11 protein-coding genes are annotated in these 12,252 nt (G+C 72.7%); 4 read left to right on the top strand and 7 right to left on the bottom strand.

Annotation, left to right across the window (positions count from 1 at the left end; all coding sequences use genetic code 11):
- The first annotated feature begins 202 nt into the window (after positions 1-202).
- The 4 genes from EES42_RS10900 to EES42_RS10885 all read left to right on the top strand — a co-directional run bounded on the left by EES42_RS10900 (position 203) and on the right by EES42_RS10885 (position 3,936).
- On the top strand, positions 203-790 hold the full coding sequence (locus tag EES42_RS10900; protein ID WP_241196376.1) for a class I SAM-dependent methyltransferase: 588 nt from the start codon (positions 203-205) through the stop codon (positions 788-790).
- A 35-nt stretch (positions 791-825) separates the two neighbouring features.
- A complete protein-coding gene (locus EES42_RS10895) occupies positions 826-1,785 on the top strand; it encodes an N-acetylmuramoyl-L-alanine amidase (protein ID WP_124717927.1) in 960 nt (319 codons plus the stop codon).
- 192 nt (positions 1,786-1,977) lie between these two features.
- Complete coding sequence (locus EES42_RS10890; RefSeq protein ID WP_124717926.1) at positions 1,978-2,808, top strand: DUF5336 domain-containing protein; 831 nt, start codon at positions 1,978-1,980, stop codon at positions 2,806-2,808.
- A 120-nt stretch (positions 2,809-2,928) separates the two neighbouring features.
- Positions 2,929-3,936: an LLM class F420-dependent oxidoreductase gene (locus EES42_RS10885; RefSeq protein WP_124717925.1), complete on the top strand. Its 1,008-nt coding sequence runs from the start codon at positions 2,929-2,931 to the stop codon at positions 3,934-3,936.
- On the opposite strand, the gene EES42_RS10880 is transcribed toward EES42_RS10885, so the two are convergent.
- The 7 genes from EES42_RS10880 to EES42_RS10850 form a co-directional block, all read right to left on the bottom strand.
- Positions 3,929-4,501 carry a VOC family protein gene (locus EES42_RS10880; RefSeq protein WP_124717924.1) on the bottom strand — a complete coding sequence of 191 codons (573 nt, stop codon included), beginning with the start codon at positions 4,499-4,501 and terminating at the stop codon, positions 3,929-3,931. The genes EES42_RS10885 and EES42_RS10880 overlap by 8 nt on opposite strands.
- Positions 4,502-4,505: 4 nt before the next feature.
- Positions 4,506-5,582 carry a PHP domain-containing protein gene (locus tag EES42_RS10875; protein ID WP_124717923.1) on the bottom strand — a complete coding sequence of 359 codons (1,077 nt, stop codon included), beginning with the start codon at positions 5,580-5,582 and terminating at the stop codon, positions 4,506-4,508.
- Positions 5,583-5,763: 181 nt separating this feature from the next.
- Positions 5,764-6,564: a maleylpyruvate isomerase family mycothiol-dependent enzyme gene (locus tag EES42_RS10870; protein WP_124717922.1), complete on the bottom strand. Its 801-nt coding sequence runs from the start codon at positions 6,562-6,564 to the stop codon at positions 5,764-5,766.
- A gap of 41 nt (positions 6,565-6,605) precedes the next feature.
- The gene (locus EES42_RS10865; protein ID WP_124717921.1) at positions 6,606-7,172 is read right to left on the bottom strand and encodes a hypothetical protein; all 567 of its coding nucleotides are present in this window, start codon (positions 7,170-7,172) and stop codon (positions 6,606-6,608) included.
- Between the two features lie 175 nt (positions 7,173-7,347).
- A complete protein-coding gene (locus tag EES42_RS10860) occupies positions 7,348-10,269 on the bottom strand; it encodes an AfsR/SARP family transcriptional regulator (protein WP_277426110.1) in 2,922 nt (973 codons plus the stop codon).
- 156 nt (positions 10,270-10,425) lie between these two features.
- Positions 10,426-11,499, bottom strand: a complete 1,074-nt coding sequence (locus tag EES42_RS10855) for a prenyltransferase/squalene oxidase repeat-containing protein (protein ID WP_124717919.1) — start codon at positions 11,497-11,499, stop codon at positions 10,426-10,428.
- On the bottom strand, positions 11,496-12,251 hold the full coding sequence (locus tag EES42_RS10850) for a class I SAM-dependent methyltransferase (RefSeq protein WP_124717918.1): 756 nt from the start codon (positions 12,249-12,251) through the stop codon (positions 11,496-11,498). Before EES42_RS10850 ends, EES42_RS10855 begins: the two co-directional genes overlap by 4 nt.
- Between the last annotated feature and the right edge of the window lies 1 nt (position 12,252).

Raw genomic sequence — 12,252 nt, 5'->3', positions numbered from 1 at the left:
GTTCCCTGCCACCCGCCCAGGGGAGCTCGGGCGGCCCCGTACGCCCCCGCCGACACCACCGGCGGAGGCGTACGGCACGATGGGGCGCCGTCGAACCGCGTACCCCGACCGCCGTCCCCACCAGGAGGAACCCGTGCCTGCCGAGTCCGTCGTCGAGCCGTCGCCCGAGATTCTCGCCGCCTTCCAGGCCGCCAAGGGCTTCATGCCGGTGGGCGAAGGACTCGCGCTGTACGCGGCCGCCGCCGAGGCCGCCGCGCTGGGGCTGCCCGTCCTGGAGGTCGGCACGTACTGCGGGCGCTCCACGATCCTGCTCGCCGATGCGGCGCGGGCGGCCGGTGTGACGGCGCTCACCGTCGACCACCACCGCGGCAGCGAGGAGCAGCAGCCGGGCTGGGAGTACCACGACCCGACCGTGGTGGACCCGGAGGTCGGGCGGATGGACACGCTGCCGACCTTCCGCCGGACCCTGCACGCGGCGGGCCTGGAGGACCACGTCGTGGCACTGGTCGGGCGGTCTCCGCAGGTCGCGGCGGTCTGGGGCGGGAAGCTCGGGTTCGTCTTCATCGACGGCGGCCACACCGACGAGCACGCGAACGGCGACTACGAGGGCTGGGCGCCGCATGTGGCCGAGGGCGGGCTGCTGGTCATCCACGACGTGTTCCCGGACCCCGCGCACGGCGGCCAGGCCCCGTACCGCGTCTATCTGCGGGCGCTGGAGTCCGGGGCGTTCACCGAGGTCTCGGTGACGGATTCGCTGCGGGTGCTGCGGCGTACCGGAACGGGCATCTGAGGGCGGCCGTCCGCAGGCCCGGATAGCATCGCGTGGTGCCGTACGACGAGAGCGTTCCCCCCACCCGGCGCCGCCGGTCCCTGCTCGCCGCCACCGCGTTCGCCGCCGTGTGCCTGACCGCCGCGGGCTGTGGCGCGGGCGACGACAGCGGCGGGACGCGGGCCGAGCCCGGGCAGGGCGGCAGCGGTACCTCCGCACCGCCGCCGTCGAAGAGCGCTCCGGCGCCGGACCGGACGTCCGCCTCCCCCACCCCGTCCGCGAAGTCCGCGAAGTCCTCGAAGCCCTCCGGGTCCTCCGGGTCCACGGGCGGCGGGGCCACCGGGCCGCTGTCCGGCAAGACCGTCGTCATCGACCCCGGACACAACCCGAACAACCACCTGCACACCGGCGAGATCAACCGCCAGGTGGACATCGGCACCACGCACAAGGAGTGCGACACCACCGGGACGTCCACCAACTCCGGTTACGCGGAGGCGCAGTTCACCCTCGACGTGTCGCACCGGCTGCGCACCCTCCTCCAGAAGCAGGGCGCGAAGGTCGTGCTGACGTACGACAACGACCGCGCGTACGGGCCGTGTGTCGACGAGCGGGCCCGGATCGGCAACGAGGCACGGGCCGACGCGGTGGTATCGGTGCACGCGGACGGCTCCGCGGTCGGCAACCGCGGCTTCCATGTGATCCTTCCCGGGCTGGTGCGGGGCGGGAAGGCCGACACCTCGAAGATCGTCGAGCCGTCGCGCGACCTCGGCACCAGGATCGCCGGCCTCTTCGTCCGCGATACCGGAAGTGCACCTTCCAATTACATCGGCGGCAATAGCGGGTTGGACATCCGAAAGGACCTGGGCGGACTTAATTTGTCGACCGTGCCCAAAGTGTTCATCGAATGCGGCAATATGCGTGATCCGAAGGACGCCGCACTGCTCACCAGCGCGGGCTGGCGCCAGAAGGCGGCACAAGGCATTGCCGATGGCATCAGCAGCTACCTCAACGGGTAGCAAGAGGTAGTTCTGAGGCGAAATTGGGGGGAAGTGCGTCCGAGGGCCGGGCAGGGGCACAACCCGCCCGGGCAGACGATAGATTCATCCGTACGATGGGGAGCCGCCCCCGAGCTTCGTGCCGTGCCCGCCGCACCCGTGCAGGCGGCAGCGACGACCGCCCCGACGAGACGATCGACTAAGGACCTTCACGTGAATATCCGCTCCCTCACTCGAGGCGACGGCGTGGTGATCGGAGCAGCGGTCGTGCTGTTCATCGCCTCTTTCCTCGACCTCTTCGGCTTCGACTGCCCCGCGGGCATCAACTGCTCCAACTACAACGCCCCGAACGCCTGGGACTCGCTCGGGCTGCTGATGAGCGTCTATCTGGCCGGGATCATCGGTGCGGCGCTGGTCATTGTCGGCCGGTCCATGCCGGCCCGGAAGGTCGTCGGTCTCGACCTCGGTCAATTCGGTGCCGCCTTCTGCGTCTTCGCGCTGTGGACGGCCTTCTGGACGACCATCGACGCCAGCGACACGGGCGCCGGAATGATCCTCGGCCTGCTGGCCACGATCGTGCTCGCGGGCGGCGCGATCGCCACCCCGCTGGTTCCCGCGCTCAAGGCCCCGCTGGTGAGCGCCTCGGCTCCGAGGGGTGTGCAGGCACCGTTCGGCGGCCAGCCGCAGCCCGGTCAGGGTTACGGCTACCCGGGCCAGCAGCAGCCTTCGTACGGTGGCCAGCCGGGTCAGCAGCAGCCCTACGGCGCGCAGCCGCAGCCCGGTCAGCCGGAGCCGCAGCCCCAGGGGCACGCCCAGAAGGCTCCCGACGCGGGTACACCTGCCGGTGACTTCACGCCGTTCTGGTTCGCGGTACCGGTGGCCCGCCCGCTGTACGGGGAGGACGGTTCGCCGTCGCCGATCGCCGAACTGGCGCCCGGTACCTGGTACCTCGCGGTGGAACAGCGCGGTCCGGGCCTGATCGCCCAGACCCAGGACGGCCGTCGCGGCGTGCTCCAGGACACCACGGGCATCCAGCGCGGCTGAGCCCGCCACAGGCAGTACGACAGCGGCCCTCCGCCCCTTCCGGGCGGGGGGCCGCTGTCGTACCCTCCGTCCGTACCTGATTTCCTGACGCATCGTCAGAACTACTGGGAGGCGGCGGACATGCGGCTCGGACTCGCGCTCGGATACTGGGGCCGGGGCCCGAACCCGGCCCATCTGGAGCTGGCCAGGGAGGCCGAGGCGCTGGGGTACGCGTCGGTGTGGACGGCGGAGGCCTGGGGATCGGACGCCTTCACCCCGCTGACCTGGATCGCCGCGAACACCTCCCGGATCCGGCTGGGCACCGGCATCGCGCAGATGGCGGCCCGCACCCCGACCGCGACGGCCATGCACGCCCTCACCCTCGACCATCTCTCCGGCGGCCGGATGATGCTCGGCCTCGGGCTGTCCGGGCCGCAGGTGGTGGAGGGCTGGTACGGGCGGCCGTTCCCGAAGAGCCCGCTGACCGCGACCCGGGAGTACGTCGACGTCATCCGCCAAGTCCTGCGCCGCGAGGCCCCCGTGGAGCTGGACGGCCGGTTCCACTCCCACCCGTACAGCGGTCCGGACGCCACCGGGCTGGGCAAGCCGCTGAAGCCGATCACCCATCCGCTGCGGCCGGGGCTGCCCGTGCTGCTCGGGGCGGAGGGGCCGAGGAACATCGCGCAGACGACCCGGATCGCGGACGGCTGGCTGCCGCTGTACTGGTCCCCGATGCGCACCGATGTGTACGAGGCCTCGCTCACGGACCTGCCCGACGGATTCATGATCGCGCCGATGGCACGGGCCCGGGTCTGTGACGATGTCGCCGAGGGGCTGCTGCCGGTGAAGGCGATGCTCGGCTTCTACATCGGGGGGATGGGCCACGCGGCCCGTAACTTCCACGCCGATCTGATGGCGCGGATGGGGTTCGAGGAGGAGGCGCGGCGGATCCAGCAGCTGTTCCTCGAAGGGCGCAAGGAGGAGGCGGTGCTGGCGGTGCCGGACGCGTTCGCGGACGAGATCTCGCTCGTCGGACCGCGCCGACGGATCGCGGAGCGCCTGGAGTTGTGGCGCAAGGGGCCGGTCACCGATCTGCTGGTGACGGCGCCGGACCCGCACACCCTGCGGGTGCTCGCGGAGCTCAACTAGGGCGGGCCGGGTCGGTGGGCCAGGTGTCGGCGGTGCTCCGCGCGGGGCGGGCGCTCCGTCGTGACGCGGTGCGCTCCCACGGCTGGGGGTCCGGGTACGTGAGGAGTTGCAGGGTGCTGCCCCACGGGGTGCGCAGATACGCGAACCGGTTGTGCTCCCCCGCCTCGGGGCCCGGCAGCGGCTGCGCCCCGGCGAGCAGCGTGGCGCCCGCGGCCACGCAGTCCCGGACGGCCGCGTCCAGGTCGTCCGCGTACAGCGCCACGTGCTGCCAGCCGAAGTCGCAGGGCCGCGCCGGGGGTTCGCGGCGGGGGCCCTCGAACTCGCAGAGCTCGATGCCCGGACCGCCGCCGGGGAGGGCCAGCATCCTGACCGCCAGCTGCTGGGTGCCCGCCGGGACGCCGAGGCGGCGCTCGACGTCCGGGCCGCCGTTCGGGCCGTCCTGGCGGCGCAGGGTGTCGTAGAGCACCTCGGCGCCGAAGGCCCTCGTGAGGAAGAGGGTCGCGGTCTCCAGGTCGGGGACCGTGACCCCGATGTGGTCGATGCCTCGCACGCTCGTGGCCGTCATGGCTTCACCGTTCCTGTCCCGGAGCCGCGCCGACGGCCCCGTCCGCCCCGGAGCGGGCCCGCTCCGGGATCGTGCCCCCGCGCGACCAGGCCAGGAGTTCACCGGCCGGCCAGGTGGTGACGACGCGTTCCGCCGGGACCAGGCACTCCTCGGCGCGGGCGCAGCCGTGGATCTGCCAGTCCAGCTGCCCGGGTGCGTGGGCGTCGGTGTCGATAGCGAAGAGGGTGCCCGCCGCGACGGCGCGGCTCAGCAGCCTGCGGGGCGGGTCGAGCCGTTCCGGCCGGCTGTTGATCTCCACCGCGGTCCCGGCCTCCGCGCAGGCGGCGAAGACGGCGTCCGCGTCGAACCGGGACTCCGGGCGCTTCCGGTCCGCGAGCAGCCGCCCCGTGCAGTGCCCGAGGATGTTCGCCCGGGGGTGGCGGACGGCCGCGATCAGGCGCCTGGTCATCGGGGCAGGGTCCATCCGCAGCTTGGAGTGGGCGGAGACCACCACGACGTCAAGCTGTTCCAGCAGCTCGTCCTCCTGGTCAAGGGAGCCGTCGGGGAGGATGTCGCACTCGATGCCGGTGAGCAGCCGGAACGGCGCCCACCGCGCGTTCAGCTCGGCGACCTGTGCCAGCTGCCGGCGCAGCCGGTCCGGGGAGAGCCCGTTGGCGACGGTCAGCCGGGGCGAGTGGTCGGTGAGGGCCGCCCACTCGTGGCCCAGCTCCGCCGCGGTGCGGCCCATCTCCTCGATCGGGCTGCCGCCGTCCGACCAGTCGGAGTGCAGATGGCAGTCGCCGCGCTGGAGCGCGAGGAGGTCCGCGCCGCCCTCGTCGGGCCGGGCCGCGGCCTCCTCCTCCAGCCGTTCGAGATAACCGGGTACGTCCCCGGCCACCGCCTCCCGGATCACCTGCGCGGTCTTCGGCCCGATGCCCTTGACCGCCTCCAGCGAACCGGCCGCCGCCCGCCGCCCGGCCTCGCCGTCCGCCATCGCGGCCACCGCGTCGGCGGCAGCGCGGAAGGCCCGCACGCGGTAGGTGTCGGCCCTGCCGCGTTCCAGCAGGAAGGCGATCCGTTTCAGGGCACGGACTGGCTCCATCGGCACCTCCACCGGGGCCGCCGGACACTACGGCTTGTCCCATCCAGCTTCGCTCAGCCCTGCCCGGCACGCAGAACGGGCCGGCGTGCAGAACGGGTCGGCGTGCAGAACGGGTCGGCGTGCAGAACGGGCCGGGCAGAGAACGGGCCGGGGCAGCGGCGCGCGGCACGGGCCGGGGCGCTCAGCCGAAGGAGGCGCGCTCCAGCCAGAAGTCCAGCAGCTCCGTGTCACCGAGCACCTCTACCCGGTCGCTGTCGGCCGCCAGACGCCGGTTGAAGACCAGCATGACGTCGGTGAGCGGGCCCCGCAGCGCGACGGTCGCCTTCTCGTGGGCGCGCCGCCAGGTGAAGCCGTCCTCGCCGAGCTCGATCAGCCATTCGGCGCCCGGCACGTCCGTGGCGTGGAGGTGGATGGAGCGCCCGGCCCCGGTCAGCTCGATCGCGTGCGCGTCGCCCGCGCTCCGGGCGAAGTCGACGATCTCCAGCCATTCCTCGATCGTGTCGGCGGCCAGGTCCGGCGCCACCTCGTACCCGGTCCCGGCGGTGATCGCCGCGTCGGCGTGGTGGACGATCGTCTCGTGTGCCATTCGGCGCGCCCAGAAGCCGGTGCTTCCCTCCCAGGCCCAGGACCACACCTTCTGTCCCGGGCCCGCGGCCCGCACCGCCCCGACGGTGCCGGCCGCGCCGTCAGCCAGCCAGGCGTCGAGCGCGGCGGGGTCGTCGCTCCCCGGGGCGGAGTCCGGTACCTGCTCGTGCGGGACCGCCTCGGTGGCCCGGGTACGTACGATCTCCCCGGCCCAGCGGTGGGCCCGGCCGACGTGGAGGACGAGTTCGCGCAGGGTCCAGTCGGGGCAGGTCGGTACGGTCGCGCCGAGGTCCGCGCCACGGATGGTGGCCCGCAACGCGTCCGTGCGGGCGATGATCTCGTCGCAGTAGCGGTCGTGCGTGAGGTCCTGCGTGGGGTCCTGCGTGAGTGGGCTCATGTCGCGCACCCTAATCCCGATCACGGGCCGAACCCCACTGTTTATCCGCCGAGTTGTGAGGTCGTGGGCACCTTGTCCTTGACCTCCGCACCGGCGCTCCGGCCCGCGTCCTTGATGCCGCTGATCACGCTCTCGAAGGCGCCGATGTCGCCCTCGCCCGCCTGGCCCTTGCGGAGCTTGTCGGCGAGTCCCTTGAGCGATTCGATGCCCGCCGTCAGCGGCGCGACCGCCTTGGAAAGCAGCGGGTCGCCCTTGGCGTTGACCGTCGCCGCCTTCAGCCGGTTGTAGGCGAAGCCACCCGCGAGCCCCGCCTTGACCAGCGCGAACGTCCGCCCGTCGGCACCCTTCTTGAACTTGCCCGCCCGGTAGGGCCTCACGATCCACTGGTACGTCGCACCGGCCGCCAGCCCCGCGTTGGTGACGAACCGGGTCTTGGCGAACTTCTGCGCCTCGGCCGACGAGGTGCCGCTCGGGGACGCCGAACTGCTCGCACCGCTCTTGTCGCCACCGCCGCACGCGGTGGCGCCCACGACGAGGGCGCAGGACAGCAGCAGCGAGACGATCGGACGGCGGAGCGGTACGGGACCGGTCGCGGCGGAACTGGGCACAGCGGGCCTCCCTGGCCGGGCACATCAGGGCGATCTGTACAGGGAGTGACGCTTTTGGCCACTCTCGGTAAGGTTCGCCCGGCCCGGAACGGCGTGCCACTCGGGAAACGCCGTCCGGGTTCCCGGTGCGGGGCACACGACGGGGACATGAGGACCGGCCGGTGCGGCGGTCCCGTCAGGCGACGCTGTACGTCCGGTCCCGGTGCCCGTCGAGGAGCAGCGTGCGCACCGCCTCGGCCTCCGGGGCGTGCAGCCGCTCGTAGACGTCGAGCGCCTCGTTCCACGAAGCGACTGCGCGGCCGGTCTGGCCCAGTTCCGAAAGTGCGTGGCCGAGCACGGTCAGCACGTTGGCCCGACGCCACTCCCCACCGATTCCGCCCAGCGCGATCAGCGCCGTCTCGGCGTTGGCCGCGGCCTGCGCCGGGCGCCGGGCGGCGAGGTCGACCTCGGCCAGACGGAACAGGCTCATGCCCTCCCACAGCTTCTGACGGCCCTCGCGGAAGACGTCCAGCGCCTCGTGGAGGCAGTCGCTCGCACGGTCCAGTTCGCCGCTCCGGGTGAGGGCCAGAGCAAGCGCGTAGCGACCGTTGGCGCCGCGCACGGAGCTGCCCATGGCGTCGTAGATCTCGATGCCCTGCCGGGCCAGTGCGATGGCGCTCGCGGTCCGGCCGGTCGCGAGGTGCATCCGCGAGAGGTTGCACAGGACGGCGGCCTCTCCGGGGCGGTCGCCGAGCGCACGGAAGTACTCGACGGCGCGGGAGAGATGGGCCTCCCCGTCCTCGTGCCGGTTCTGATAGAGCGCGATGACGCCTCTGCTGTTGAGCGCGTCGCCCATGGTCCAGGAGTCGCCGGTCGAACCGCCGAGCCGCACTGCCTCGCGTGCTTCGTGGTCCGCCTCCCGGAAGCGGCCCGCGAGGGAGTGCAGGTGGGCGAGAGCGGTTCGGGTCCGGCCCTCGGTCCGCTCGTCGCCGGCTGCCGCGGCGGCGCCCCGCAGGGCCGTGACCGCCGACTCGTAGCGTTTGAATTCGCTGCCGGACTCGGCGAGGTCCCGCGTCGCGAGCAGCAGATCGGCCGCCTTGCGCAACTCGCCCGTGTCGACGGCCTGATGGGCCGCGGACAGCAGTGCCCTCGCCTCGCCGAACAGCCAGTCCAGCGCCTCGGCCCGGTCGGTGAAGACCAGCCCGTCGCCGGCGGTCGTCTCCAGGTGTTCGATCAGGCGGTCGCCGGGCCGCTCCAGCGCGTACACGCCCGCCGCGGTGGCCAGGTAGAAGTCGAGCAACCGGGACAGGGCCGCCGCCCGCTCCCCCGGCAGTTGCTCGTCCCGCTCCGCGCAGGCACGTGCGTAGAGGCGGAGCAGGTCGTGATACCGGTACCGGCCCGGTGCCGCCGACTCCACCAGCGATGTGTCGACGAGGGACTCCAGGAGTTCCTCGGTGTCCTCCTGGGGAAGGCCGAGCATGGACGCGGCGGCCGGCAAGGAGATGTCCGGCCCGTCCGCCAGGCCCAGCAGACGGAACGCGCGTGCCTGCGCGGACTCCAGCTGCCCGTAGACCAGCTCGAAGGCGGCCTTCACCGCCAGGTCGCCGGCCTGCAGCTCGTCCAGTCGCCGCCGCTCGTCCGCCAGCTTCGCGGCCAGTACCGAAACGGTCCAGGTCCGCCGCACCGCCAGCCGCGACGCCGCGATCCGGATCGCCAGCGGCAGGAAGCCGCACGCGGCAACGACGTCGAGCGCCGCCGCACGCTCGCCGGCGACGCGTTCGTGGCCGACGATCCTGGTGAACAGTTCCAGGGCCTCCTCCGGACTCAGCACGTCCACGTCCACCAGCCGGGCGCCCGCCAGGTCGCCCAGGTGCCCCCTGGCCGTGATCAGCGCGGCGCACCCCTCCGTGCCCGGCAGCAGCGGTCTCACCTGGGCGGCGTCGCGCGCGTTGTCCAGGAGCACCAGCACCCGCCGCCCGTCCAGGACCGAGCGGTACAGCGCCGCCCGGTCCTCCAGGGAGTCGGGGATCGCCGCGTCCGGCGTGCCCAGGGCGCGCAGGAAGGAACCCAGGACCGTCTCGGGCTCCGTTCGCGTCGTCCGCAGGCCCTGGAGGTCCACGTACAGCTGGCCGTCGGGGAATTCCGAACGGGCCCGGTGGGCGACGTGCACCGCCAGCGTCGTCTTGCCGACGCCCGCGATTCCCGAGAGGGCCGACACCGCCATGACCTGGCCGTTGGCCGATGCCAGCACCTCCCCCAGCTCCTCCACGTACGGCAAACGGCCTGTGAAGTCGGGCACCGTCGCGGGGAGTTGGGCGGGCCGGACGGGGGCCGGGGCCGACCCGGGCTCCGGGGCGGAGTGTTCTGCCAAGGCCGGGTCCGCCTGCAGGATCCGGTGCTGCAGCTCCGCCAGGGCGGGGCGGGGGTCCACGCCCAGTTCGTCCGCCAGCAGCCGTCTGGTGTCGGCGTAGACCGCCAGTGCCTCCGCCTGGCGGCCGCTGCGGTACAGCGCCAGCATCAGCAGTTCCCGCAGCTGCTCGCGCAGCGGATGCACCGCCGTCAGCGAGGTGAGTTCCGAGACCGCTTCCGCGTGGTGGCCCTGCTCCAGCTCCATGTGCAGGCGGAATTCGATCAGTTGGAGGCGCCACTCCTCCAGACGGATGCGCTGAGCCTCCGCGTACGGGCCCGGCACCCCCGACAGCGGCTCGCCGTCCCACAGGGCCAGCGCCCTGCGGAGCAGGTCACTCGCGTGGCCCGGCTCCCCGTCCGCTCTGGCCCGCTCCGCCCGCTCCGCCCGCTCCGCGAGATCCTGCACCGTCGACAGGTCCAGGGCTCCATCGGGCAGGCCCCGGATCGCGTAACCGCCCGACTCGCTCACCAGGACGCCCGGGTCGAGGACCTTGCGCAGACGGGAGGCATATGTCCGGATGGCGGCCAGCCCCTGCGACGGGGGCTCGTCGCCCCACAGCGCGTCGATCAGTTCGGCCGCGGTCGCCGTACGGCCCTCGCGCAGCAGCAGGGCGGCCAACAGGCCACGCTGCTGCGGTGATCCGCTCGGCAGTGCTTCGTTTCCGCGCCAGGCGCGCACCGGGCCGAGTACGCTGAAGCGCAGTGCCACCGGACCGTCGGGCGACTGGGTGCGCTTCCCGTGGTGCTCTACGCCCTGTATGCCGTGCTCGGCACTGCGGCATAGGGATCCGCACGGAATGCGGATGCGGCTGGGGGAAGCGGCGGTCGAGTGCCGCTTCCCCCGGCCACCCGGCCGGTACCCGGACTAACGGCAGCAGTCGGGCTCCAGCCCGCGCGGCAGGTGTTCGCCGCCGAAGACCTCCGCGGTCGCCTCGTCGCCGCCGAGCGCGGCGACCGCGAGCAGCAGCGATCCGGCGGTCCAGGTGGTGAGCTCCTGGGGCCAGAACGCCCGGTTGCCCTCGAAGACGTACCCGGTCCAGTACATGCCGCCCTCGGCGCGCAGATGCTGGATGGACTGGAGGATCTCCAGCGCCCGGTCGGACTCGCCCATCACCCAGAGCGCCAGGGCGAGTTCGCAGCTCTCGCCGCCGGTCACCCACGGGTTGGGCAGGACGCAGCGCACCCCGAGACCGGGGACCACGAAGCGGTCCCAGCCCTCCTCGATCCGCTCCTTGGCGGCCGCCGCGGTGAGCGCTCCGCCGAGGACCGGGTAGTACCAGTCCATCGAGTAGCGGCTCTTGTCCAGGAAGCGTTCCGGGTGGCTGCGGATCGCGTGGCTCAGCGCACCGGTCGCCAACTCCCAGTCGGGCTGCGGCTCTTCGCGCCGTTCGGCGATGGCGAGCGCGCAGCGCAGCGCCTGGTGGATGGAGGAGCAGCCGGTCAGCAGCGCGTCGTCGACGGGGGTTCCGTCGGCTTCGCGCTTCCAGCCGATCTGGCCGCCGGGCTGCTGGAGCCGCAGGACGAATTCGACGGCGGCGTAGACGGTCGGCCACATCCGGTCGACGAACGCGTCGTCGCCGGTGGCGAGGTAGTGGTGCCAGACGCCGACGGCCACGTACGCGCAGAAGTTGGTCTCCAGCGAACGGTCGGTCGGCCGGTCCGGGTCTCCGTCGTGGTACGCGGCGTACCAGGATCCGTCCTCGTTCTGGTGCCGGGCCAGCCAGTCGTACGCGCGCTCCGCGGCGGCGTGCTCACCCGCCACGTCGAGGGCCATGGCGGCCTCGGTGTGGTCCCACGGGTCGAGGTGGTGACCGCGGAACCAGGGCAGGGCGCCGTCCTCGCACTGCACGGCGAGCAGGGCCGCGACGGTCTCGGCGGCCTCCTCCGCGGTGAGGACCCCGGGCAGTACGAGGTGCTCGGTCTGCTCGGGAACGGTCACGCCTCGGCCTTGGTGAGGTCCTCGGCCGCGGCGGCGGGCAGGTGCGGCTTGGTCGCGTACGCCACGAAGCTCTTGCCGACGACCGGGTTGAGCAGCTGCTCGGCCACCCGGGTCGCCATCGGCTTCTTCATGATGTCCCAGACCAGCAGCTTGTGGTACGCGCGGACCGGCAGCGCCTTGTCGTTGTCGACGCCGAAGGCGCACTTGAGCCACCAGTAGGGCGCGTGCAGGGCGTGCGCGTGGTGGGTGCCGTACGGCTTGAGGCCGGCGCCGCGTATCTTGCCGAGGAGTTCGTCGGCCTTGTAGATCCGGATGTGGCCGCCCTCGACCTCGTGGTAGGCGTCGGAGAGCGTCCAGCAGACCTTCTCGGGGCCGTACCGGGGCACGGTGATCGCGATCCGGCCGCCGGGCCTGAGGACCCGGACCATCTCGGCGAGCACGCCCTTGTCGTCGGGGATGTGCTCCATGACCTCGGAGATGATCACGACGTCGAAGGACTCGTCGGGGAACGGCAGGTTGAGCGCGTCGCCCTCCATCGCGGTGGCGGTGGCGCCCTCGGGGGCCTCGCCGGCCTCCTTCATCGCGGCGAACCACTTCGCGACCTCGCGGATCTCCTCGCCGTTCTGGTCGAGGGCCACGACCTGGGCGCCGCGCCGGTAGCACTCGAAGGCGTGGCGTCCGGCGCCGCAGCCCAGGTCGAGCACTCGGTCACCTGCGGCGAGCGGGAAGCGGGTGAAGTCCACGGTCAGCACG

The organism is Streptomyces sp. ADI95-17 (assembly GCF_003846175.1).
Taxonomy (GTDB): Bacteria; Actinomycetota; Actinomycetes; order Streptomycetales; family Streptomycetaceae; genus Streptomyces; species Streptomyces sanglieri.
Note: the sequence above shows the minus strand (reverse complement) of the source record. Positions and strands in the feature narration are given on the sequence as shown.

What these genes read in the sequence shown, in the direction of transcription:
- EES42_RS10900 (WP_241196376.1), top strand. Translation starts at nt 203, where the DNA reads ATGCCGGTGGGCGAAGGACTCGCGCTGTACGCGGCCGCCGCCGAGGCC.
- EES42_RS10885 (WP_124717925.1), top strand. Translation starts at nt 2,929, where the DNA reads ATGCGGCTCGGACTCGCGCTCGGATACTGGGGCCGGGGCCCGAACCCG.
- EES42_RS10880 (WP_124717924.1), bottom strand. Translation starts at nt 4,501, where the DNA reads ATGACGGCCACGAGCGTGCGAGGCATCGACCACATCGGGGTCACGGTC.
- EES42_RS10875 (WP_124717923.1), bottom strand. Translation starts at nt 5,582, where the DNA reads ATGGAGCCAGTCCGTGCCCTGAAACGGATCGCCTTCCTGCTGGAACGC.
- EES42_RS10870 (WP_124717922.1), bottom strand. Translation starts at nt 6,564, where the DNA reads ATGAGCCCACTCACGCAGGACCCCACGCAGGACCTCACGCACGACCGC.